Source organism: Psychrobacillus sp. FSL K6-4046, from assembly GCF_038624605.1.
Classification (GTDB): Bacteria; Bacillota; Bacilli; order Bacillales_A; family Planococcaceae; genus Psychrobacillus.
On record NZ_CP152020.1, the window covers coordinates 23836 to 47859 of the forward strand.

General features: G+C 40.4%; 22 protein-coding genes, 1 tRNA gene, 3 rRNA genes and 1 other RNA gene. 23 read left to right on the plus strand and 4 right to left on the minus strand.

Annotated features, from left to right (window positions below; translation table 11 throughout):
* Window positions 1-37: 37 nt before the first annotated feature.
* Window positions 38-514 (minus strand): tRNA adenosine(34) deaminase TadA, encoded by a 477-nt coding sequence (gene tadA / locus MKY09_RS00085; protein ID WP_169361353.1) that lies wholly within the window; start codon window positions 512-514, stop codon window positions 38-40.
* A 76-nt stretch (window positions 515-590) separates the two neighbouring features.
* Between tadA and MKY09_RS00090 the strand changes: the two genes are divergently transcribed.
* The 3 genes from MKY09_RS00090 (at window position 591) to MKY09_RS00100 (ending at window position 3141) form a co-directional block, all read left to right on the plus strand.
* The gene (locus tag MKY09_RS00090) at window positions 591-1727 is read left to right on the plus strand and encodes a glycosyl hydrolase family 18 protein (RefSeq protein WP_169361352.1); all 1137 of its coding nucleotides are present in this window, start codon (window positions 591-593) and stop codon (window positions 1725-1727) included.
* Window positions 1728-1832: 105 nt separating this feature from the next.
* On the plus strand, window positions 1833-2465 hold the full coding sequence (locus tag MKY09_RS00095) for a deoxynucleoside kinase (RefSeq protein ID WP_169361351.1): 633 nt from the start codon (window positions 1833-1835) through the stop codon (window positions 2463-2465).
* Window position 2466: 1 nt separating this feature from the next.
* The gene (locus tag MKY09_RS00100; RefSeq protein WP_169361350.1) at window positions 2467-3141 is read left to right on the plus strand and encodes a deoxynucleoside kinase; all 675 of its coding nucleotides are present in this window, start codon (window positions 2467-2469) and stop codon (window positions 3139-3141) included.
* 288 nt (window positions 3142-3429) lie between these two features.
* Here the strand turns inward: MKY09_RS00100 and MKY09_RS00105 are convergent.
* A tRNA-Ser gene (locus MKY09_RS00105) sits at window positions 3430-3522 on the minus strand.
* Window positions 3523-3670: 148 nt separating this feature from the next.
* On the opposite strand from MKY09_RS00105, the gene ffs reads away from it, so the two are divergent.
* The 9 genes from ffs (at window position 3671) to rrf (ending at window position 12416) form a co-directional block, all read left to right on the plus strand.
* Window positions 3671-3937, plus strand: an RNA gene (gene ffs, locus MKY09_RS00110) — signal recognition particle sRNA large type.
* A 146-nt stretch (window positions 3938-4083) separates the two neighbouring features.
* Window positions 4084-5835, plus strand: coding sequence for a DNA polymerase III subunit gamma/tau (gene dnaX, locus MKY09_RS00115; protein WP_169361349.1), 1752 nt, complete (start codon window positions 4084-4086; stop codon window positions 5833-5835).
* A 14-nt stretch (window positions 5836-5849) separates the two neighbouring features.
* Complete coding sequence (locus tag MKY09_RS00120) at window positions 5850-6170, plus strand: YbaB/EbfC family nucleoid-associated protein (RefSeq protein ID WP_169361348.1); 321 nt, start codon at window positions 5850-5852, stop codon at window positions 6168-6170.
* An 11-nt stretch (window positions 6171-6181) separates the two neighbouring features.
* Window positions 6182-6778 carry a recombination mediator RecR gene (gene recR / locus MKY09_RS00125; RefSeq protein WP_169361347.1) on the plus strand — a complete coding sequence of 199 codons (597 nt, stop codon included), beginning with the start codon at window positions 6182-6184 and terminating at the stop codon, window positions 6776-6778.
* Between the two features lie 16 nt (window positions 6779-6794).
* A complete protein-coding gene (locus MKY09_RS00130) occupies window positions 6795-7007 on the plus strand; it encodes a YaaL family protein (RefSeq protein ID WP_169361346.1) in 213 nt (70 codons plus the stop codon).
* 59 nt (window positions 7008-7066) lie between these two features.
* A complete protein-coding gene (locus MKY09_RS00135) occupies window positions 7067-7324 on the plus strand; it encodes a pro-sigmaK processing inhibitor BofA family protein (protein ID WP_169361345.1) in 258 nt (85 codons plus the stop codon).
* A 232-nt stretch (window positions 7325-7556) separates the two neighbouring features.
* Window positions 7557-9110 (plus strand): 16S ribosomal RNA (locus MKY09_RS00140).
* A gap of 205 nt (window positions 9111-9315) precedes the next feature.
* Window positions 9316-12244, plus strand: a 23S ribosomal RNA gene (locus tag MKY09_RS00145).
* A 56-nt stretch (window positions 12245-12300) separates the two neighbouring features.
* Window positions 12301-12416: ribosomal RNA gene (rrf, locus tag MKY09_RS00150) — 5S ribosomal RNA — on the plus strand.
* The 16S, 23S and 5S rRNA genes sit together here, the layout of an rRNA operon.
* An 892-nt stretch (window positions 12417-13308) precedes the next feature.
* Here rrf and MKY09_RS00155 read toward each other — a convergent pair.
* Entirely contained in the window at window positions 13309-13857 is a 549-nt protein-coding gene (locus MKY09_RS00155) for a cupin domain-containing protein (RefSeq protein WP_251556943.1), read from the minus strand.
* A 233-nt stretch (window positions 13858-14090) separates the two neighbouring features.
* Here MKY09_RS00155 and MKY09_RS00160 point away from each other — a divergent pair, with 233 nt between their 5' ends.
* From MKY09_RS00160 to rsmI, 10 genes are all read left to right on the plus strand, one after another.
* Window positions 14091-15512 carry an aminotransferase class I/II-fold pyridoxal phosphate-dependent enzyme gene (locus MKY09_RS00160; RefSeq protein WP_342567335.1) on the plus strand — a complete coding sequence of 474 codons (1422 nt, stop codon included), beginning with the start codon at window positions 14091-14093 and terminating at the stop codon, window positions 15510-15512.
* Between the two features lie 2 nt (window positions 15513-15514).
* Window positions 15515-16156 carry a dTMP kinase gene (tmk, locus tag MKY09_RS00165; protein WP_169360333.1) on the plus strand — a complete coding sequence of 214 codons (642 nt, stop codon included), beginning with the start codon at window positions 15515-15517 and terminating at the stop codon, window positions 16154-16156.
* Between the two features lie 49 nt (window positions 16157-16205).
* Window positions 16206-16535 (plus strand): cyclic-di-AMP receptor, encoded by a 330-nt coding sequence (locus MKY09_RS00170; protein WP_142643831.1) that lies wholly within the window; start codon window positions 16206-16208, stop codon window positions 16533-16535.
* A gap of 24 nt (window positions 16536-16559) precedes the next feature.
* Complete coding sequence (locus MKY09_RS00175; RefSeq protein ID WP_169360334.1) at window positions 16560-17000, plus strand: YaaR family protein; 441 nt, start codon at window positions 16560-16562, stop codon at window positions 16998-17000.
* A 64-nt stretch (window positions 17001-17064) separates the two neighbouring features.
* On the plus strand, window positions 17065-18075 hold the full coding sequence (locus tag MKY09_RS00180; protein ID WP_342568186.1) for an AAA family ATPase: 1011 nt from the start codon (window positions 17065-17067) through the stop codon (window positions 18073-18075).
* Window positions 18068-18883, plus strand: coding sequence for a stage 0 sporulation family protein (locus MKY09_RS00185; protein WP_169360335.1), 816 nt, complete (start codon window positions 18068-18070; stop codon window positions 18881-18883). The genes MKY09_RS00180 and MKY09_RS00185 overlap by 8 nt, the downstream gene beginning before the upstream one ends.
* 24 nt (window positions 18884-18907) lie before the next feature.
* Entirely contained in the window at window positions 18908-19264 is a 357-nt protein-coding gene (gene yabA, locus MKY09_RS00190; protein WP_169360336.1) for a DNA replication initiation control protein YabA, read from the plus strand.
* Window positions 19265-19326: 62 nt separating this feature from the next.
* Window positions 19327-20073 (plus strand): tRNA1(Val) (adenine(37)-N6)-methyltransferase, encoded by a 747-nt coding sequence (locus MKY09_RS00195; RefSeq protein ID WP_169360337.1) that lies wholly within the window; start codon window positions 19327-19329, stop codon window positions 20071-20073.
* On the plus strand, window positions 20060-20350 hold the full coding sequence (locus MKY09_RS00200) for a GIY-YIG nuclease family protein (RefSeq protein ID WP_169360338.1): 291 nt from the start codon (window positions 20060-20062) through the stop codon (window positions 20348-20350). Before MKY09_RS00195 ends, MKY09_RS00200 begins: the two co-directional genes overlap by 14 nt.
* A complete protein-coding gene (gene rsmI / locus MKY09_RS00205) occupies window positions 20322-21194 on the plus strand; it encodes a 16S rRNA (cytidine(1402)-2'-O)-methyltransferase (protein ID WP_169360339.1) in 873 nt (290 codons plus the stop codon). Before MKY09_RS00200 ends, rsmI begins: the two co-directional genes overlap by 29 nt.
* 121 nt (window positions 21195-21315) lie before the next feature.
* Here the strand turns inward: rsmI and MKY09_RS00210 are convergent, their stop codons facing one another.
* Window positions 21316-21591: an AbrB/MazE/SpoVT family DNA-binding domain-containing protein gene (locus tag MKY09_RS00210; RefSeq protein ID WP_144541581.1), complete on the minus strand. Its 276-nt coding sequence runs from the start codon at window positions 21589-21591 to the stop codon at window positions 21316-21318.
* A 334-nt stretch (window positions 21592-21925) separates the two neighbouring features.
* Here MKY09_RS00210 and metG point away from each other — a divergent pair, with 334 nt between their 5' ends.
* Window positions 21926-23893: a methionine--tRNA ligase gene (gene metG, locus MKY09_RS00215; protein ID WP_342567336.1), complete on the plus strand. Its 1968-nt coding sequence runs from the start codon at window positions 21926-21928 to the stop codon at window positions 23891-23893.
* Window positions 23894-24024: the final 131 nt, after the last annotated feature.

Below are 24024 nucleotides of genomic sequence, written 5' to 3' on the forward strand. Positions count from 1 at the left end.
ATACTTTTAATGATATAAAAGTAAGAACCAAAAACGCCTAGAGTTCTAAGCGTTTTTGGTTCTTTTTCTTTAGTCGTAGCTCTCGAAAGAAAGTCGTTAGTAAATTACCACAGGTTTCCGCAAGAACCCCTTCTGTTACCTCACAGACATGGTTGAATCGAGTGTCATTTAAAAGCGAATACAGAGAATCTACACACCCTGCCTTCATGTCTCTTGCACCATATACCACTCGAGGGATACGTGACTGTAATATTGCTCCAGCACACATAGGGCAAGGCTCTAAAGTTACATAAAGGGTTGTTTCTTCGAGTCTCCAGCTACCAATTTTGGCACATGCCTCTTGAATAGCCAGAAGTTCTGCATGTGTCGTTGCATTTTGGGTTGTTTCTCGTAGATTGTAGGCACTCGCAATTACCTCATTTTTATGTACGATAATTGCTCCGATCGGAACCTCACCTATGGCAGCAGCCTTTTTTGCTTCCTCAATTGCTAAATTCATATAATATTGATCCATTTGGAGTCAACTCCTTACGCGTATTTTAGCATGTTTTGTAGATAACGTGCATATTCTGATTTGAAGGAGTGATGCGATGATTTATACAGTTAAGTTAGGTGATAGCTTATATTCTATTGCAAGACAGAATGGTACTAGTGCGGCTACTATTGCTTCGATCAATGGCTTGCCGAACCAGGATGTATTGGTCGTTGGACAATCATTAGTCTTACCCTCTACTCCAAGTCCAAATCGGCCAATGATTGAAACCAATTTATATGTGGAATGGTATACCGAGGCTCCATCTGAAACAGTTATTAGCCAAGTAGAAAATGTAGCCTCTCTATTAACCTACATGATGCCATTTGCTTTTGAAGTTAAAAGAGATGGGTCATTGACTAAAATGGATTGGGGAAGGTTGCCAGAAGTTGCTGCGGCAAATAACGTGGAAGAAGTTGTTATAATAGTCAATATTGAAGAAGGTGCTTTTAGCGACACATTAGCTCATACCATTTTTACGAATGAGGAAGTGAAGCAAAGAGTATTTGAAGAGACAGTTGCTGAGGCTAATAGAAGAGGAACGAATCATATTCATACTGATTTTGAATATATAGATCCAAATGATCGGGAAGCATACGTAACTTTCTTAAAAGAGTTTCGGGCTTTTGCTCCTAGCTTCATTTTTTCTGCTAGCCTAGCTCCAAAAACAAGTGCTAACCAGCCTGGTAAGTGGTATGAAGGACACGACTATAAGGCTCTAGGTGAGGTGCTAGACTTCGTCGTCATTATGACATATGAATGGGGCTATAGTGGAGGACCCCCGATGGCTGTGTCTCCAATAGGTCCGGTAAGAAAAGTTTTAGAGTATGCCATAAGTGAAATACCTTCACAAAAGGTTATGATGGGTCAAAACCTGTACGGCTATGATTGGACATTACCTTACAAAGTAGGCAATCCTTTTGCAAGAGCAATTAGTGCCCAAGCAGCAGTTCAACTGGCAATCGATCGAAATGCCGCGATAGAATATGATGAAGTTGCCCAGGCACCTTTTTTTAATTACTGGAGGGACGGAAAAGAGCATGAAGTGTGGTTCGAGGATGCTCGTTCTATTCAGGCTAAGTTCAATCTTTTAAAGGAACTGAACCTTTTAGGAATCTCCTACTGGCATAGTGGCTTCAATTTTCCACAGAATTGGTATCTTTTAAATGACATGTTTCGTATTAAGAAAAAATAGGGGGTATTTGTCTTTCTCTGGAAAGACAAATATCCTCTATTTTTCGTCATATCCCTATGCTAAAATAGAGGATACGACTTGAAACTTTAGAGTGAGGTTAGAGATATGTCTATTCCATTTATAACGGTAGAGGGTCCAATAGGTGTTGGTAAAACCTCATTGGCCAAAGCAATTGCTAATACATATCAATTTGAATTGTTAAAAGAGATCGTAGACGAAAACCCCTTTTTAAATAAATTCTATGAAGATATAGCAGAGTGGAGCTTTCAAACTGAAATGTTCTTTCTTTGTAATCGCTATAAGCAATTAAGTGATATTGAAAAAAAATACTTATCCAACGACACAGCAGTTGTTGCGGATTATCATATTTTTAAAAATCTTATTTTTGCAAAACGCTCTCTAAATGAGGTCGAGTATGAGAAATACGAGTCCATTTATCATATTTTAACGAAGGATATGCCAATCCCGAACATGGTAATTTATTTAGATGCAAGTATAGACGTGCTAGAAAATCGTATTGATTTACGTGGGAGAGAGTTCGAAAAGAAAATTAGTACAAGCTATCTAGAGCAACTTTCATCGGACTATAGAATGTTTATAAATGACTTTGAAGCAAAGCACCCAGACGTACCTGTTATTCGTTTCAACGGTGATGAAATGGACTTTGTACAGAACAGCCAGGATTTAAATATAATTTTAGAAAAAGTAAGTGCTACACTACTTAAAAGGAGTAAATAACATGAACTTAAGAGAAAAGTATGGCATCCCAGCCAATGCTGTCATTACTATTGCAGGAACTGTAGGTGTTGGGAAATCTACTATGACAAAAATGCTTGCTGACGCATTACATTTTAAGACTTCGTTTGAAAAAGTAGATACTAACCCATATCTTGACCGTTTTTACGAGGATTTCTCTAAATGGAGCTTTCATTTACAGATTTACTTCTTAGCAGAGAGATTTAAGGAACAAAAGAGAATGTTCGAATATGGTGGAGGGTTTATCCAGGACCGTTCTATCTATGAGGATACAGGTATTTTTGCGCAAATGCACAAGGAAAAGGGAACGATGGATCCGATCGATCATGAGACATATACAAGCCTATTCGAGGCAATGGTGATGACACCGTATTTCCCGCATCCGAACCTTTTAATTTATTTAGAAGGTTCATTGGACAGTGTAATCGATCGTATTCATGAAAGAGGCCGTCCGATGGAGCAGCAGACGCCAATCGCTTATTGGGAAGAAATGCATGGTCGTTATGAAAAGTGGATTGATGGATTTAATGGTTGCCCGGTGCTTCGCCTTAACATTAATGATTATGATATCGTAGAAAATCCTGAAGATGTCGAGCTAATTCTTGAAAGAATTGGGCATTTTATGGAACAAACACAAACAATCACCTTACGTAAATAATGAAAGCTTCCGCATGTATTGCGGAAGCTTTTTTGTTACAAAGGAGGATATTTAGTAAAAGGGGAGAATTCGAACTGGTGGTAGTGTGAGGAAAGGAAGATTAAACATGGAAAGCTTGGACCGTGTGAGTATGTGGAGGATATTATTATGAGTCAATTCATAAAATAAAAAAGAAGCTGACCCATAAAAAGTCAACTTCTTAATATTCTGAACATGTATGGCTAAGAAAAATTCGTTACAAAAGCAACGAATTCAATCTCAAATTTATGCGTGTGTGTTGTTAAAAAATGGAGGAGGAAGAGGGATTCGAACCCCCGCGCGGTATGACCCGCCTGTCGGTTTTCAAGACCGATCCCTTCAGCCAGACTTGGGTATTCCTCCGAAGTACAAGAACTAATTTATCATGGATGAAATTCAAAGTCAACATTTTTGAAAAAAATATAGTATTTTTTTAGAATAGAGTTATAGAAAAAGAGGAAAAGGATATTTCCATTGATTTCTCAACAAAAAAAGCTTATACTGAATATTGCCGTGCTAGGTGGGAAGGTAGCGGTGTCTTGTAACTCGCAATCCGCTCTAGCGAGACTGAACCCCTTCTCGAGGTTGTTTATATGTAGGGTCTGGTATTTGCACGTGATGTTGACGTCTGGGTCCTGCGCAATGGGAGCCCATGAACCATGTCAGGTCCGGAAGGAAGCAGCATTAAGTGGTGCATTCTCATGTGCCGCAGGGTTGCCTAGACTGAGTTAACGACAAAGGTGCCGCCTATGTGTATCAATCGAAGGAAGGTGCACGGCTTTAAATTATATAATTCAAACTCATTCATCTTCGGAGGAATGAGTTTTTTTATTTGTCCATATTAGAGTTTGGAGCAGAAGTACAGTTCTCTTTATGATATAATTAGTCCATACTTTACTTAAACAAAAGAGGGAGGGAAACTTGTTGTCGTATCAAGCTTTTTACCGCGCTTATCGACCTCAGTCGTTTGCGGAAATGTCCGGTCAAACTCATATCAAGCAAACCCTTCAAAATGCCCTCCTTTATAATAAAACTACTCATGCATATCTATTTTCAGGACCAAGAGGAACAGGGAAAACAAGTGCCGCAAAGATATTTGCAAAGGCATTGAACTGTGAAAATGGCCCTGCAAAGGAACCATGTAATGAATGTGAGACTTGTAAAAGCATTACAGAGGGTTCCAACACAGATGTAATTGAGTTCGATGCTGCTTCTAATTCTCGCGTAGAGGAAATAAGAGATATTATTGAAAAGGTGCGTTTTGCTCCTTCCAATGCTCGTTTCAAAGTTTATATTATAGATGAAGTGCATATGCTTTCTACCAGTGCCTTTAATGCTTTATTAAAAACATTAGAAGAACCACCGGCACATGCCGTCTTTATACTGGCAACCACAGAGCCACATAAAATACCATTAACCATCATTTCTAGATGTCAGCGTTTCGATTTTAAACGTATTACCTCGACTGATATCGTTTCTAGAATGATAGAAGTGCTGACAGATGCGCAAATTGAATACGATGTAAATGTTTTGAAAATCATTGCCCAGGCTGCAGCAGGAGGGATGCGAGACGCCCTCAGTATGTTAGATCAGGTGGTATCCTTTAGTGGCGAAACAATGACTATAGAAGATGCTTTACTTGTAACTGGTTCAATAGGTCAGGATGTATTTTATCAGCTTGCAGAAGCATTGAGTGAAAGAGATGTTGCCCATGCATTAGGGAGCATTGAAAAGCTCGTAGATGACGGAAAAGATCCTGTAAGATTAACAGAGGATTTTATTACGTTCTATAGAGATTTATTAGTACTACAGGTAGCTCCCGATCAAGCGGAATTGTTAGAAATTGCTACGGGAGATGAGCATTTTAGAGAACTTGCCTTTAAGTTTCCGGTAGAAACCCTTTATAAGAGTATCTCGATTCTTACAAACACCCAACAAGAAATGCGTTTTTCTAATCATGCGAAGGTCTATTTAGAAACTGCCATTATACGGTTGGCACAAGTACCTCAAGATGCAAATGTAGGTAACGTTAATACCACTGAATTAGAGAATAAAGTCCAGTTGCTTGAAGGACAATTACAACAACTTCAGCAGCAATTAAGCCAAGGCACTTATACTACAGGAAACAGTCAAGGGGCTCAGCAGGAACAACCCAAGAGAACAAGACAAAAAGCCTCAGGAGTCAAAGTGTCTAGTGGACGTATTCAAGAAATTTTAAAAATGGCGACAAAATCAGATATCCAAGCCATTAAATCTCATTGGGCAACTATCTTACAACAGCTACAAAAGTCACATGCAGCGTTATTAAATGATGCAGAGCCAGTTGCAGCATCTTCTACTGCATTTGTGTTAAAATTTAAGTATGATATACATTGTCAAATGGCAATGGAGAATAAAACATTCTCAACTTCTTTCCCTCAGCTTATCGCGAATCTTACTGGAACGATGTATGAGGTAGTGTATGTACCTGAAGAAAGTTGGTTAAAGATTAGAGAAGAATTTATTCAGCAAAATGGATTAAAGAAAGATTCAACAGAGTCAGAGGCGGCGTCTTCTTCAGAACCATTAGAAGCGATGGAGTTACTACAAGGAATGGAAGAGATTTCAGAGGATCCATTGATTGTGGAAGCTGAGAGGCTTTTCGGCAAAGATTTTGTAGAAGTACATGATGACTAAGGAGGAAAATAATTATGCGTGGAATGGGAAATATGCAAGGTATGATGAAACAAATGCAAAAGATGCAAAAGAAAATGGCTGAAGCTCAAGAGGAGTTAGCAACTCAACGTTTTGAAGCAGTTGCCGGCGGTGGAATGGTGAAAGTTACTGTTTCAGGACAAAAAGAAGTACTAGAGGTAGCTTTAGACCCTACTGTTGTAGATCCAGACGATGTGGAAATGCTACAAGACTTGATCGTAATTGCAACCAACGAAGCAATGAAAAAAGCGGAAGAAACAGCTAATGCCACTATGGGTCAATTCACGAAAGGATTGAACCTTCCTGGCATGTTCTAGGAGGACAAATCATGCATTATCCTGAACCGATATCAAAGCTAATTGAAAGCTTTATGAAATTGCCAGGAATCGGGCCCAAAACAGCGGCCCGTCTGGCATTTTTTGTGTTAACTATGAAAGAAGATACAGTACTAGACTTTGCTAAAGCTCTAGTAGACGCTAAAAGGAACTTGAGCTACTGTTCGGTTTGTGGACATATCACGGACATAGATCCTTGCCATATTTGTCAGGATAAACAGCGTGATGGATCTATGATCTGTGTAGTACAAGATACAAAAGACGTAATTGCAATGGAAAAAATGAGAGATTACAATGGTTTATACCATGTACTGCATGGGGCTATCTCACCGATGGATGGAATAGGTCCAGAGGATATTAATGTACCGACCCTTTTAAAAAGATTACAGAATGACCAAGTAGAAGAACTGATTTTAGCAACAAACCCTACTATAGAAGGAGAAGCAACCGCGATGTATATTTCTCGTCTAGTAAAGCCTTCAGGCATTAAGACTACGAGGATTGCCCATGGTTTGCCTGTAGGTGGAGATTTAGAGTATGCAGATGAGGTTACTCTTTCTAAAGCATTAGAAGGACGCAGGGAGCTATAAGGAGATGTAGAGCTGGATGTTTTTTAAAAAGGGGAAACTGAAAAAAGAATTTGATGAACGGTTTGTAGAGCTTATTAAAGCTACCAAAGAAGATTGGCAACAAGCTCAACGAATTGAAGATTACTTGAATGACTATGATTTAGATGCAGTTGCTAAAAGGAAAATGGCAGAGAGTATACACTTCTATCTATATAAAGAGGCAAAGATTCGAAATGTAATTATAAAATAGAATATTAATAGTACTAGCTTCATATAATAAGGATATTGATTTTATGGAGGGATAATTACATGAAGTTAACCATTATTGTGTGTTCGCTAGTATTATTACTGTTTTTAGTATTCAAGAGTTCGTCTTCTAATTTATTTGAGAGTATTTCTATCTTGTTATTTCGTTTAGGGTTTTCTATCTTACTGTTATTCGGAGTTCATTTATTACTTGGAACGGCAGGATACGCGGTCCCGATCAATCTCTTTACAGGCGCAGTAGTAGCAGTATTAGGAGTTCCAGGAGTAGCGTCAGTAGTAGCTATTTCTATACTAATATAAAAAAATAAAAAAAGTTTTTAAAAAGTGTTGACGTAAGTTTAAAACGAGTGTAATATAGTAGAAGTCGCCAAGAGGTAAACAAGTTTGGCTGACACAATGAACATTGAAAACTGAACATGCAAAACGTTAAGACATACAGCATCAACAAGCTTCGGCTTGATTGACGCAAAACAATTTTTGACATCATTTAATGATGATGCCAGCAAAACAAAATGAGCTTTTTAAGTTCTCTATTATGGAGAGTTTGATCCTGGCTCAGGACGAACGCTGGCGGCGTGCCTAATACATGCAAGTCGAGCGGATGATGAAGAAGCTTGCTTCTTCTGATTTAGCGGCGGACGGGTGAGTAACACGTGGGCAACCTGCCCTGTAGATTGGGATAACTCCGGGAAACCGGGGCTAATACCGAATAATCCATTACCTCACATGAGGAAATGTTAAAAGACGGTCTCGGCTGTCACTACAGGATGGGCCCGCGGCGCATTAGCTAGTTGGTGAGGTAACGGCTCACCAAGGCGACGATGCGTAGCCGACCTGAGAGGGTGATCGGCCACACTGGGACTGAGACACGGCCCAGACTCCTACGGGAGGCAGCAGTAGGGAATCTTCCACAATGGACGAAAGTCTGATGGAGCAACGCCGCGTGAGTGAAGAAGGTTTTCGGATCGTAAAACTCTGTTGTGAGGGAAGAACAAGTACGAGAGTAACTGCTCGTACCTTGACGGTACCTCATTAGAAAGCCACGGCTAACTACGTGCCAGCAGCCGCGGTAATACGTAGGTGGCAAGCGTTGTCCGGAATTATTGGGCGTAAAGCGCGCGCAGGCGGTCCTTTAAGTCTGATGTGAAAGCCCACGGCTCAACCGTGGAGGGTCATTGGAAACTGGGGGACTTGAGTACAGAAGAGGAAAGCGGAATTCCAAGTGTAGCGGTGAAATGCGTAGAGATTTGGAGGAACACCAGTGGCGAAGGCGGCTTTCTGGTCTGTAACTGACGCTGAGGCGCGAAAGCGTGGGGAGCAAACAGGATTAGATACCCTGGTAGTCCACGCCGTAAACGATGAGTGCTAAGTGTTAGGGGGTTTCCGCCCCTTAGTGCTGCAGCTAACGCATTAAGCACTCCGCCTGGGGAGTACGGTCGCAAGACTGAAACTCAAAGGAATTGACGGGGGCCCGCACAAGCGGTGGAGCATGTGGTTTAATTCGAAGCAACGCGAAGAACCTTACCAGGTCTTGACATCCCGCTGACCGGCCTAGAGATAGGCTTTTCCCTTCGGGGACAGCGGTGACAGGTGGTGCATGGTTGTCGTCAGCTCGTGTCGTGAGATGTTGGGTTAAGTCCCGCAACGAGCGCAACCCTTGATCTTAGTTGCCAGCATTCAGTTGGGCACTCTAAGGTGACTGCCGGTGATAAACCGGAGGAAGGTGGGGATGACGTCAAATCATCATGCCCCTTATGACCTGGGCTACACACGTGCTACAATGGACGGTACAGAGGGTCGCAACCCCGCGAGGGTGAGCAAATCCCATAAAACCGTTCTCAGTTCGGATTGTAGGCTGCAACTCGCCTACATGAAGCCGGAATCGCTAGTAATCGTGGATCAGCATGCCACGGTGAATACGTTCCCGGGCCTTGTACACACCGCCCGTCACACCACGAGAGTTTGTAACACCCGAAGTCGGTGGGGTAACCCTTTTGGGAGCCAGCCGCCGAAGGTGGGACAGATGATTGGGGTGAAGTCGTAACAAGGTAGCCGTATCGGAAGGTGCGGCTGGATCACCTCCTTTCTAAGGATATATTCGGAATACAGATCTTTATCTGTATCTTAACGTTTTGCAGTTCAGTTTTGAATGTTCATTCTATATGAGCATTTAAAGCTTTTTAACTTGTTCTTTGAAAACTGGATAAAACGACATCAAAAAAAGAAACAAACGCAAGATATTCAAATTGTGATCACTTACGTGATTGCAAGTGTAGTACTTTTAACTTTTAGGTTAAGTTAATAAGGGCGCACGGTGGATGCCTTGGCACTAGGAGTCGATGAAGGACGGCACTAACACCGATATGCTTCGGGGAGCTGTAAGTGAGCTTCGATCCGAAGATTTCCGAATGGGGAAACCCACTGCCCGTAATGGGGCAGTACATTTGCGTGAATACATAGCGCATCTGAGACACACCCAGGGAACTGAAACATCTAAGTACCTGGAGGAAGAGAAAGAAAATTCGATTCCCTGAGTAGCGGCGAGCGAAACGGGAAGAGCCCAAACCAAGAGGCTTGCCTCTTGGGGTTGTAGGACACTCTATACGGAGTTACAAAAGAATGAGCTAGACGAAGCGATCTGGAAAGGTCCGCAGGATAGGGTAAAAGCCCCGTAGTCAAAAGTTCATTCCCTCCAGAGTGTATCCTGAGTACGGCGGAACACGTGAAATTCCGTCGGAATCCGGGAGGACCATCTCCCAAGGCTAAATACTACCTAGTGACCGATAGTGAACCAGTACCGTGAGGGAAAGGTGAAAAGCACCCCGGAAGGGGAGTGAAATAGACCCTGAAACCGTGTGCCTACAAATAGTCAAAGCCCGTTAACGGGTGATGGCGTGCCTTTTGTAGAATGAACCGGCGAGTTACGATTACATGCGAGGTTAAGTTGAGAAGACGGAGCCGCAGCGAAAGCGAGTCTGAATAGGGCGAATGAGTATGTGGTCGTAGACCCGAAACCAGGTGATCTACCCATGTCCAGGATGAAGGTGAGGTAACACTTACTGGAGGTCCGAACCCACGCACGTTGAAAAGTGCGGGGATGAGGTGTGGGTAGCGGAGAAATTCCAATCGAACCTGGAGATAGCTGGTTCTCTCCGAAATAGCTTTAGGGCTAGCCTCAAACGTTAGAATCTTGGAGGTAGAGCACTGTTTGGACTAGGGGCCCATCCCGGGTTACCGAATTCAGACAAACTCCGAATGCCAATGATTTATGTTTGGGAGTCAGACTGCGAGTGATAAGATCCGTAGTCAAGAGGGAAACAGCCCAGACCACCAGCTAAGGTCCCAAAGTATTTGTTAAGTGGAAAAGGATGTGGCGTTGCTTAGACAACCAGGATGTTGGCTTAGAAGCAGCCATCATTTAAAGAGTGCGTAATAGCTCACTGGTCGAGTGACGCTGCGCCGAAAATGTATCGGGGCTAAACAAATCACCGAAGCTGTGGATTGATACCTTTGGTATCAGTGGTAGGAGAGCGTTCTAAGGGCGTTGAAGTCAGACCGGAAGGACTGGTGGAGCGCTTAGAAGTGAGAATGCCGGTATGAGTAGCGAAAGATGGGTGAGAATCCCATCCACCGTATGACTAAGGTTTCCTGAGGAAGGCTCGTCCGCTCAGGGTTAGTCGGGACCTAAGTCGAGGCCGATAGGCGTAGACGATGGACAACAGGTTGATATTCCTGTACCACCACCCCACCGTTTGAGTGATGGGGGGACGCAGTAGGATAGGGTAAGCGTGCTGTTGGTTATGCACGTCCAAGCAGTGAGGTGTGAGTGTAGGCAAATCCGCACTCTGTAACATTGAGCTGTGATGGCAAGGACGTATGTCCGGAGTTCCTGATTTCACACTGCCAAGAAAAGCCTCTAACGAGGTGGGAGGTGCCCGTACCGCAAACCGACACAGGTAGTCGAGGAGAGAATCCTAAGGTGAGCGAGAGAACTCTCGTTAAGGAACTCGGCAAAATGACCCCGTAACTTCGGGAGAAGGGGTGCTCTTTTGGGTGAATAGCCTAGAAGAGCCGCAGTGAATAGGCCCAGGCGACTGTTTAGCAAAAACACAGGTCTCTGCAAAACCGTAAGGTGAAGTATAGGGGCTGACGCCTGCCCGGTGCTGGAAGGTTAAGAGGAGTGCTTAGCGCAAGCGAAGGTGCGAATTGAAGCCCCAGTAAACGGCGGCCGTAACTATAACGGTCCTAAGGTAGCGAAATTCCTTGTCGGGTAAGTTCCGACCCGCACGAAAGGCGTAACGATCTGGGCACTGTCTCAACGAGAGACTCGGTGAAATTATAGTACCTGTGAAGATGCAGGTTACCCGCGACAGGACGGAAAGACCCCGTGGAGCTTTACTGTAGCTTGATATTGAATTTTGGTGCAACTTGTACAGGATAGGTAGGAGCCTTAGAGCCCGGAGCGCCAGCTTCGGAGGAGGCGTCGGTGGGATACTACCCTGGTTGTATTGAAATTCTAACCCATACCCGTAACCCGGGTAGGAGACAGTGTCAGGCGGGCAGTTTGACTGGGGCGGTCGCCTCCTAAAGTGTAACGGAGGCGCCCAAAGGTTCCCTCAGAATGGTTGGAAATCATTCGAAGAGTGTAAAGGCAGAAGGGAGCTTGACTGCGAGACCTACAAGTCGAGCAGGGTCGAAAGACGGGCTTAGTGATCCGGTGGTTCCGCATGGAAGGGCCATCGCTCAACGGATAAAAGCTACCCCGGGGATAACAGGCTTATCTCCCCCAAGAGTCCACATCGACGGGGAGGTTTGGCACCTCGATGTCGGCTCATCGCATCCTGGGGCTGTAGTCGGTCCCAAGGGTTGGGCTGTTCGCCCATTAAAGCGGTACGCGAGCTGGGTTCAGAACGTCGTGAGACAGTTCGGTCCCTATCCGTCGTGGGCGTAGGAAATTTGAGAGGAGCTGTCCTTAGTACGAGAGGACCGGGATGGACACACCGCTGGTGTACCAGTTGTTCTGCCAAGGGCATCGCTGGGTAGCTATGTGTGGACGGGATAAGTGCTGAAAGCATCTAAGCACGAAGCCCCCCTCAAGATGAGATTTCCCATTACGCAAGTAAGTAAGATCCCTCAAAGACGATGAGGTAGATAGGTTCGGGGTGGAAGCGTGGCGACACGTGCAGCTGACGAATACTAATCGATCGAGGACTTAACCAAATTGTTTGTTTCTAATATGATGTCTTTTATCCAGTTTTGAGTGAACAACTCAAACGTCTAGTGATGATGGCGAAGAGGTCACACCCGTTCCCATACCGAACACGGAAGTTAAGCTCTTCAGCGCCGATGGTAGTTGGGGGTCTCCCCCTGCAAGAGTAGGACGTCGCTGGGCACCAAAAAAAGTCATCACCGAGTAATCGGTGATGACTTTTTTGTTTTGTTTAAAATGAAAAAAAAGCCGAAGGCACTCTCTCTCTAAGCAAGTGGGCGAGAAGCCGGAGGGGCAAAGAGTTCGAGAAAGCAAGGAAGAGAGGATCGGAGCGTATGGCATACGCGAGAACCGAACGACTGCGGCTGACGAAGAAATCTGCCGCCCATCTGGTTTCGCAGCCGCCGATGGTAGTTGGAGGGTCGCCCCTGCAAGAGTAGGACGTCGCTGGGCACCAAAGGAAGTCGTTACCGAGTAATCGGTGGCGGCTTTTTTGTTTTGTCTTTTACAGGAAAAAGCGAAGAGACAAAGGGTTCGAGGGAGCAAGGAAGAATGTTATAATAAGAATCAATACAAAAAGGTCAACCAATTTGGGCTGACCTTTAAATACGAACGGCTTAGACTAGTTGTGCCAATGAATTTGTGGGTAAATGGGAAAATATTTTTGTTAGGAGGTATCTCATGGAACTCATTAATATTGTTGTCGGATTTATAGTATGTATTTGTATTGGGTCTGTATTGAATATACTACTTAAAACAACTCAAAAAAGAGATTGGCTAATTACATTCTTAATAAGTTTAGTATTATCAATAGCAATAGTGCCTTTGTTAGGTTAACGATTACGGCTATTTTATGGAACTAACACCGTAATTTTTAGCCAAAAAAATTCACTTAAAACCCACTAGGAAAAGTAGAGAGGCAGAAGTTATTTGTTTCGTGCATTTTCAAATCGACTTTTATCTTTAACATAGCCTTAAAACAAAAATCAATCTCCCGCTAAGTAAGTGTGAAAAAACATAAAAGAGACATGGGAATAGTCCATGTCATCTTGTCTGCAACTCATTATGTTAAGAATTAACTTTCAGTAGTTTTGTTACAGCTCGCAGGTGGACCAATAAATGTGGAAGGGACTACTGGTGCAATTGCTTTTTCCCAAAGAGTTTCATCTAAACAATACGTCTGGGCCATAACATTTGCTGGAGTCAACTTCAGGATATCTGATCCGAGTATTACTTCGGGTGTTGGTGCATTAAAAATGGCTAGTAGATGTGTATGTTTCTCTGTAGCTACTTCATAATGCCACCATCCTTGAGGTACATTTGCTACTTGGCCAGGTGAAAGCGGAAAATGTTGCATTTGCTTGGTAAAAGGATTCAATAATGAGACGGTTAATGCACCAGAAATACAATAGACAAGCTCGGCAGCATTTTGGTGGTAATGGGGCTCAATCACATTGTTTGGACTAAGAAAAATATCAAGTAAAGATACATTGTCTAGTGTGTTTAATTGCTGAATCCCTAAAACATTAATAAAGTTTTGGCTATCTTTTTTAAACAAGGTACTTGTGTTCACATCAAAAGTGAATTGAGCGGATGGGGAGGTGTAGTCAAACGGGAAAACCATAGAGCAACTCCTTTCTATATCGTCATTGCTATACATTCTCCGCATAATATGTGTGAATCCAATTTGTTGTGCAGTAGGAGCTATATTCATACAATAAAATAATTTCCCGGAAAATAAATATTTAATAAAGTTCTGCCCTTTCTGTCCAAAAATAGGTGCAAACCATCTATCCTTATCTCATGTCTTATTTCATGTATAATAGAAAGATAATAAAGTTTGGTGAGGTATAAGAAATGCATGAAAAACGACCTTTAGTAGAAGCGCTTGAAAAATTTCATAGTCAAAAGAATATCTCCTTTCATGTACCAGGACATAAACATGGGGTGTTATCCAATCTTCCTGAGGTTATTAAGGACGCCTTATCCTATGACCTTACAGAACTTAAAGGCTTAGATGACTTACATCATCCAGAAGAAGCGATTAAAGAAGCGGAAGAATTGTTAGCCTCTACATACGGGGCAAAAAAAAGTTATTTTCTTGTCAATGGAACGACTGTTGGGAATTTAGCTATGCTATATGCAACATGCCAGTATGGAGAACAGTTAATAGTACAGAGGAATGCTCACAAGTCAATTTTTCATGCAATCGAGCTAGTAGGTGTTGAACCTATCTTTGTCACACCAGAATGGGATTCTCGCACAAAGACAACAACCTTTGTTTCTGCCAACACCATTAAAAGCGCAATAGAAGAGTTTCCTTTAGTAAAAGGTGTTCTACTCACTTACCCAACTTACTATGGAATGGCTTCTAATGAAATAAAAGAGATTATCGATTATTGCCATACAAAAGGTATTCCAGTTCTAGTAGACGAAGCACATGGGGCACATTTTAAGGCAAACAGCGGTTTTCCATTATCTGCTCTTGATTACGGTGCAGATATAGTAGTACAATCTGCACACAAAACATTACCATCTATGACAATGGGTTCGTACTTACATATGAATTCTTCTATTATAAAAGTTTCTCAAGTAAACAAGTATTTAAGGATGCTTCAATCAAGCAGTCCTTCTTATTTATTAATGGCATCCTTAGATGATGCAAGAAGCTATGTACAAAGATACAATGAAATGGATTTCAAACAGTTATTATATAAAAGAGATTTGTTCATTCAGGCACTCCAAACGATTAAGCTAGTGGAAGTAATAGAAGTAAATGATCCACTGAAATTACTAATACGTGTTGGGAGCTATTCTGGTTTTCAAGTTCAACAGGCTTTAGAAGCACAACATGTATATGCGGAGCTTGCGGATACTTATCAGGTACTAATAATTCTTCCTTTGCTAAAAAAGGACCAAGACTACCCTTTTGCAGAAGTAAGAAAACGAATTAAAATGGCCGTAGACGAGCTTAAAAAAGAAACACCGATAATTCCTAAAGATATAAGAAATAAATCGTTTAAATCTGTTTCTACGATTGAAATGAATATGAGCCTCTTAAATGAGAAAAAAGGCGAGTGGGTTCCCTATGTTCGCTCCATAGGAAGAATAGCTAAAGGGATACTCATTCCGTACCCACCGGGAGTACCATTGTTCATTCCAGGAGAAAAGATTACGATTTCTATGTTAACTGAACTGGAGGAATGGATTGATAAAGGAGCTACCTTCCAGGGGGATCATAGACTCGATAAAAAGCTAATTTATGTTGTGGAGGATTAATAGTGCAAAAAAAAGGGTATTTTATAACAAGCGAGGGTCCAGAAGGTGCAGGCAAGACAACTGTCATGCAATTACTTGGAAAAAGATTAATGGAAGAGGGCTTTGAAGTCGTGATGACAAGAGAGCCTGGAGGCATTAATATCTCGGAGAAAATAAGAGGAATAATTTTAGATAACGAGCATACAATGATGGATAGCCGTACGGAGGCATTATTATATGCTGCAGCAAGGAGACAGCATTTAGTTGAAAAAGTTTTGCCTGCTCTAGAAGCTGGTAAAATTGTTATTTGTGATCGTTTTATTGATAGTTCGCTTGCATATCAAGGACATGCAAGAGGAATAGGGGTAGAAGAAATATTAGCAATCAATCAATTTGCAATTGGACAGACTATGCCCGACCGCACGATTCTTTTTGATATAGAACCTAGTGTTGGGTTAGAAAGAATTAATGCACATAGCAGTAGAGAAAAAAACAGGCTAGATGTGGAGAGTCTTCAATTTCATGAAAAGGTTAGAGAAGGCTACCTTAACTTAGTAAAACAATATCCAGACAGAATTAAAGTAATAGATGCTTCTCAAAAGCTCGAAGAAGTATTAGAAGATACCTATAAAGTAGTAAAAATGGAATTAGAAATTTTTAGGTAATTAATGCTATAATAAAATAAACAGAATAGAAAAGTGGGAGTGAGTAGCGATGAAATTAATAGTAGCCGTAGTGCAGGACCAAGATAGTAACAGATTGTCAAATGCGTTAACGAAAGCAAAGTTTCGTGCAACAAAACTTGCTAGTACAGGTGGGTTTTTAAGATCTGGAAATACTACGTTTCTGATCGGTACAGATGACTCCTTAGTATCTTCTGCGTTAGAATTAATAAGAGACAATTGTAGAGCACGTGAACAGATGGTAGCCCCAGTTTCACCTATGGGAGGAAATGCTGATTCTTACATTCCGTACCCAGTGGAAGTAGAGGTAGGAGGAGCTACAGTATTTGTTCTTCCAATTGAACAATTCCATCATTTTTAATAATGAAGGAAAGGATCGAAAAATTTGAAGATAAATCAAGATGTACGAGTAGGGATAGATAAGATACGCAAGGATACTATGCAGAACAATATTCAATCTGCAAAGTTTGGGCAAATGATTACAAAGCAGGATCAGCGGATGCAAACCGAAGCCTTAACGAAACTGTTAGGAGATATTACGACAGCAGGAGATCGTTTAGCAAGGTCTAGAAATCTACGTGATATGGCTAAGTTTAAAATGCTGATTAAAAAGTTTCTAGAGGAAGCTGTAGATTTTGGAATGGGATTAAAGCAATCTCATACATGGAATCGATTTGGTGAAGGAAGAAAGTTAAAAATCGTAGAGACTATAGATGAAAAATTGGTAGAGCTAGCAGAAGAAATTCTGAGCCAAGAAAAAAGCTCTATAGAATTACTAGATAAAATAGGCGAAATTAAAGGATTACTTATTAATCTATATACGTAATGTTCCCGTGTTATCGCACCGTGCGAGACACGGGATTTTTTAGAGAGGTGGAACCACTATGAGCATGGAAGAAGAATGGTCCATTCAAGGAATAGAAAAAATACAACCTACTGCTATTAAACAAATCCAATCTATAGTAGCCAAAAATCGTATTGGACATGCCTACATTATTGAAGGTGCTAATGGTACAGGGAAAACGAAAGTTATGCAATTTTTTGTACAGCTTATGTTTTGCGAAAATTCGACAGAAAATGTTCCATGTGAAACATGTCGAAACTGTAAAAGATTAAAATCATCTAATCATTTGAACATTATTCAACTGGAGCCAGATGGTCAAAATATAAAAAGAAATCAAATTGATGAGTTAATACATGAGATGAGCAAAACCTCTATTGAAAGAGGAAGAAAGGTTTATGTAATACATGAAGCAGATCGATTGAACACAAGCTCCTCTAATACATTACTTAAATTTTTAGAGGAGCCTCAGAGCGAAATTACTGCCATTCTATTGACCGATAAGATGCATGCCTTATTACCAACAATACGGTCCAGATGTCAGCATATAGGCTTAGCCACCATGCCACAGGGAGTATTAAAAAAGAAGTTAATGGAAGAGGGAATTACTGATTCAATGGCTTCTACAGTTAGTAGAATGACGAATCAAGTAGAAGAAGCTCTAATTTTAGCGAAAGACGAGCAATTTGGACTTGCAAGGAAATCAGTGATAAAATTGGTGGAAGCAAGTGAAAAAAGTGTTCAGGATGCGCTTATGTGCATACATGAAGATTTTGGTCCCTTGCTAAAAGAAAAGGAAAGTGCAGAACAAGTATTAGATTTACTACTATTTGCTTATCGTGATATAGTAGCTATAAAAGCAACTCCACTCGCAGTTTGTACCTATCCAGATATGATTTCATTCTGGAAACAGATAGCATTACAAAAGACGTATGAGCAATTGTCTAAACAGTTAGAATTGATTTTAGATGCAAAGCAAAATTTGCATAGAAATATGAACCGGACACTGATGATGGAGCAGCTGATGCTTAACCTGCAGGAGGGGTATAGTTTTGTATAATGTTGTAGGAGTCCGCTTTAAGAAAGCGGGTAAAATATATTATTTTGATCCAGTAGACTACGCTTTAGAGAAAGATGACTATGTAATTGTTGAAACTGCTCGTGGCGTAGAATATGGGAAAGTCGTCGTACCTATTAAACAAGTAGGAGAAAACGATGTCGTTTTACCGTTGAAGCAAGTAGTCCGTCCTTCTACTGAGAAGGACAAAATCCAAGTGGAAGAAAATCGTTTAGAATCGGCCCAGGCATTAGCATTGGGAACCGAAAAAATATTACAAAGAGAATTAGAGATGAAGCTTGTAGACGTTGAATATACATTCGACCGAAACAAAATTATCTTCTATTTCACGGCGGAGGGTCGAGTAGACTTTCGTGACTTAGTAAAGGATCTTGCTTCTGTATTTAGAACTCGTATTGAACTCAGACAAATAGGGGTGCGAGATGAGGCAAAAATGCTTGGTGGTATTGGTCCTTGTGGAAGAATGCTTTGCTGTTCAACCTTTTTAGGTGATTTTGAGCCAGTATCTATTAAGATGGCAAAAGATCAAAACCTATCATTGAATCCTTCTAAGATTTCCGGATTGTGCGGACGTCTAATGTGCTGCTTAAAGTATGAAAATGACGAATATGAGGCTGCAAGAGAGCAAATGCCTGACATTGGTGATAAAATTGAGACACCAGATGGATTCGGAAAAGTGGTCAGCATGAATATTTTAGAGAGAATTTTACGTATTGAGTTAAGTGATCCACTTCGTATATTAGACTATACGTTAGATGAGGTTGTAAACTATGCTAAAAATCCAGTATAATGGACGGGGCAATGAGGTGAATAGGTGATGGACCGTAATTTTTTTGATACAATTATAGAATTTGAAAAACAGTTAGAGTCCACGCAGCTCCAATTTCGCGCTTTGAAAGAATTTGTAGCGATTATGATAGAAGAACGTCAAGCGTTACAAGAAGAGAACAATCATTTAAGACAAAGACTTGATGAAATACATGGAAAAGAAGTAATGGACGAAAAGATACGAGAGAAACGATTAAACAAGGCAGATATAGGTGAAGGCTATGATAACCTAGCAAGGCTTTATCAGGAAGGTTACCATGTATGTCATGTTCATTTCGGAAGCGCTCGGAAGGAAGAAGATTGTTTATTTTGCTTATCTTTTTTAAATAAACAAAATGTCTAATCAATTGACTGATGCCACTCCATAGGTGGGTGTCAGTCTTTTGTTTTATGGAGGTTTAAGTTATGGAGCAATGGCTAAAGGATGATGAAAGGCTAGACTATTTATTGGCAGAGGATTTAAGAATTATACAAAGCCCTTCTGTTTTCTCCTTTTCCTTAGATGCAGTTTTATTAGCAAGATTTACATATGTCCCTTTTAAAAGAGGAAAAATGGTAGATCTATGTACGGGAAATGGAGCTATTCCTCTTTTCCTAAGTGCACGATCACAAGCTGAAATAGTGGGGATTGAATTGCAGGAAAGGTTAGCTGATATGGCAACGAGAAGTGTCGAGTATAACAAGCTAACAGAACAAATTCATATTATGCAAGATAATGTTATAGGTATAGCAAGTAAAATTGGAACTGAAAAATATGATGTGGTAACCTGTAATCCTCCTTATTTTCCAGCACATGAAGCAAGTGACAAAAATCTCAAGGAACATCTAGCTATTGCAAGGCATGAGATACATCTTACCTTGGAAGAAGCGGTGCAATCAGCGAGTGAGCTACTCAAACAGGGAGGGAAAGCGGCATTTGTGCATCGCCCTGGTAGGTTGTTAGATATTGTCACCTCTATGCGAGCCAACCGACTAGAGCCAAAACGTATTCGGTTTGTTTATCCCAAAAAAGGTAAGGAAGCTAATACATTATTGATCGAGGCTATTAAGGATGGAAAACCAGATTTGAAAATTTTACCTCCTCTTTATGTGTACGGAGAAGATGGACAATACACAGATGAGGTTAAAGAGATGCTGTATGGAGACAAATAAAGAGCATACTTTTTATGTATTACAATGTAATGACGGCTCCTACTATGCTGGTTATACAAATGATTTGTTTAAGCGTATCAAGGTTCATAATGAAGGAAAAGGAGCAAAGTACACGAGGGCAAGACTCCCAGTTAAGTGTATTTATAAGGAAATTTTTGAGTCAAAACAAGAGGCAATGCAGGCAGAATATGCTTTTAAGCAACTTACAAGAAAACAAAAAATAGCTCATATGAGAGGTGAGTCAGCAAATGAATTCACAAAAATCAACAGAACATGAAAACAGTAGTTGTTTGTATTTAGTAGCTACCCCAATAGGTAACCTAGAGGATATGACTATGCGTGCTATTCGTATTTTGAAGGAAGTCGACTATATAGCAGCAGAAGATACTAGGAATACGAAGAAGTTATGTAACTATTTTGAGATATCTACTCCCTTAACAAGCTATCATGACCATAACCAGCTAGCTGGTGGAGAGAAAATATTAGAAATATTGAGGGATGGGAAACAAGTTGCATTGGTAAGTGATGCTGGTCTACCGTGCATCTCAGATCCAGGAGCGGATATTGCTGCAAAAGCAATAGCAGAAGGATTTGCAGTGGTACCCGTTCCAGGAGCAAATGCTGCTATAAGTGCTCTAATAGCCTCAGGAATGATTACGCAACCGTTCTTTTTTTACGGATTCCTTAGCAGAAATAAGAAGGAAAGAAAAGCGGAAATTACAACACTAGAAAAGAGACAAGAAACAATTCTATTATATGAGTCTCCTCACCGTCTGAAGGAATCTTTAAAAGATATGCAAGCAATTATGGATGGAACACGTCAAATTGTATTAGCGAGAGAGCTTACAAAGAAATTTGAGGAATTTTTAAGAGGTACAATAGACGAAGCGGTCGAATGGGCAGAAACAAATGAAATTCGTGGTGAATTTTGTATAGTGCTTGCTGGCAATGAAGCTAAAGAAGAAATAGAAGAAGCTTGGTGGAAAGATTTAAGCATTGAAGAACATGTCGAGCATTTAATACAGGAAAAGCAACTGAAATCAAAGGATGCGATTAAAGAAGTTTCCATTCAACGAGGGTTACCTAAAAGAGAGGTTTACCAAAGTTATCACGTAGAATAGCGAAATTTCCCTAGCTATGAAATCGATTGAGTAGGGGATCGATTCTTATATAACCTCATGGCATATTTTAAAGTTCAAAGGTTAAAAAAAAACATCCGTCTGCACGGATGTTTTTTAGTTCTTATTTTAAGCTGCTTTGAATTTCTTTAATTAATTGTTCTGCACCTTCTGGGCTTAAAATTAATTTGCCCCCAACAAGACGAAGATTTTCATCTGATACTTCACCAGTAACTGCACAAGTCATGTTTGGCATATATTTTTTTAAGATGATTTTATCATCGTCAACATATATTTCAAGCGCATCTTTTTCTGCTATACCTAGTGTACGACGAAGTTCAATAGGAATAACAACGCGTCCTAACTCATCAACTTTACGAACTATACCTGTAGATTTCATTATTAAAGTTTCTCCTCTCAAGAGTGTATATTTTTCGCCAAAATTCGACATTAACCTCTTTTATGTACTTAATCATACCAAGTACTACCATATTGGTCAATAATTATTCTTCTGATTTTATTAGAATGGATGATAAAAATATGACTATGTTTACATAATATACCTAATAAAAATAATTATTATATCATTCTTAGGAATAATCTTGCTATTAATGGAAATAATGTAAGTCATAAAGAAAATTCGACAAAATTGCTTCAGAGGTATAGATTGAAACAACTACCCCATTTCGATAGAATAAAGTATATAGAAGATTCAGCATTGGAGGCAATTAGCATTGAGCGCACAAGATAAAACATTTTATATTACGACCCCTATTTACTATCCAAGTGGTAAATTCCATATTGGAACAGCTTATACAACGGTAGCTTCCGATGCAATGGCACGCTATAAACGATTAAGAGGCTATGACGTTCGCTTTTTAACTGGGATGGACGAGCATGGTCAAAAAATACAGGAAAAAGCGCAAGAAGCGGGAATGGAGCCACAAGCATATGTGGACGAAATTGCATTAGCTGCTAAGAAAACTTGGGCAACTATGGATATATCTTATGACGATTTTATACAAACAACAGAAAGCCGTCATACAGAAGCAGTAGAAAAAATCTTTCAAACCTTCCTAGACAATGGAGATATATACAAAGGAGAATATGAGGGGTCCTACTGTACGCCATGTGAGTCCTTCTTCACAGAAACTCAATTGGATGAAGGAAATTGTCCGGATTGTGGTAGACCAGTTCACAAGGTAAAAGAAGAATCGTATTTCTTCAATATGAAGAAGTATGCGGGACGTTTATTGGAATACTATGAAAACAATGTAGAGTTTATAGAACCGGAATCCAGAAAAAATGAGATGATCAATAACTTCATCAAGCCAGGTCTAGAAGATTTATCTGTATCGAGAACTTCCTTTGACTGGGGAATTCGTGTTCCTGGAGATGCAAAGCATGTCATATATGTATGGGTAGATGCTTTAACAAACTATATAACGTCATTAGGCTATATGTCAGATGACGATACCCTTTTTAAAAGATATTGGCCAGCAGATGTACATGTGGTAGGGAAGGATATAGTTCGTTTCCATACGATTTATTGGCCGATTTTCTTAATGGCTTTAGATTTACCTCTTCCGAAAAAAGTGTTTGCACATGGATTTATCATGATGAAAGACGGTAAAATGTCAAAATCAAAAGGAAACGTTGTATATCCAGAGATGCTAGTGGAGCGTTATGGACTTGATGCGACACGTTATTTCCTACTTCGTGAGCTTCCATTTGGACAAGATGGTGTATTTTCACCGGAATCCTTTGTAGAACGCACGAATTTTGACCTTGCTAATGATCTTGGGAATCTTTTAAATAGAACAGTCTCGATGATCAACAAATACTTTGATGGTAATATTCCTGTTAACCAAGGAGAAGCGACAGAATTTGATGCAACTTTACATCAATTTGCTAAAGAAGCAATAGAAAAATATGAAGTCAATATGGAGAAAATGCAGTTTAGCCTTGTATTAGGAGATTTATGGTCTCTTGTGTCTCGTACAAACAAATATATTGATGAGACTCAGCCATGGGTTCTAGCAAAAGATGAAGCCAAAAAAGGGCAACTTGCTAGTGTTATGATTAACTTAGCGGAAAGTCTTCGTCAGATTGCTACCTTAATCCAACCATTTATGCCAAATAGCCCAAAAGAAATTATGGAGCAGTTAGGCTTAACTGACGCTCAGCTACAATGGGAGAAACTTGGTGATTTTAATGTCATCCCTGAGGGTACACAAGTTATTAGTACAGGAGTGCCTATTTTCCCTCGTTTAGACGTAGATATAGAAGTAGCTTTTATACGTGAGCAAATGCGCGGTTCTGTCAAAACTCTACAAGAAGAGGTGGAGGAAGAAGCAGAGGAAGAGCAAGAGCAATCAGAGGAAATTTCTATTGATGACTTCTTTAAAGTTGATTTAAGAGTAGCAACAGTATTGGAATGTGAAGCTATTCCTAAAGCAGACAAATTATTAAAATTACAATTAGACTTGGGGTATGAAAAACGTCAGGTTGTCTCAGGAATAGCAAAGCATTATAAACCAGAGGAGCTAGTAGGGAAAAAAGTAATTGTAGTAGCTAATTTGAAACCAGTAAAACTTCGTGGAGAACTTTCCCAAGGGATGATTTTAGCTGGTGAAAAAGATGGATACTTAACTCTAGCAACTGTTGATGAAAAACTAGAAAATGGTGCACAAGTAAAATAATAAGCCAATTAAAACTGTCGCGTGAGCGGCAGTTTTTTTATAAATAAAAAAGGCTATGTTAAAGGTTAGGGTTGATTTATAATGCAAAGAAATCTTAGAACAGAGAGTAGAATTGATTTTTCACCCCAGCC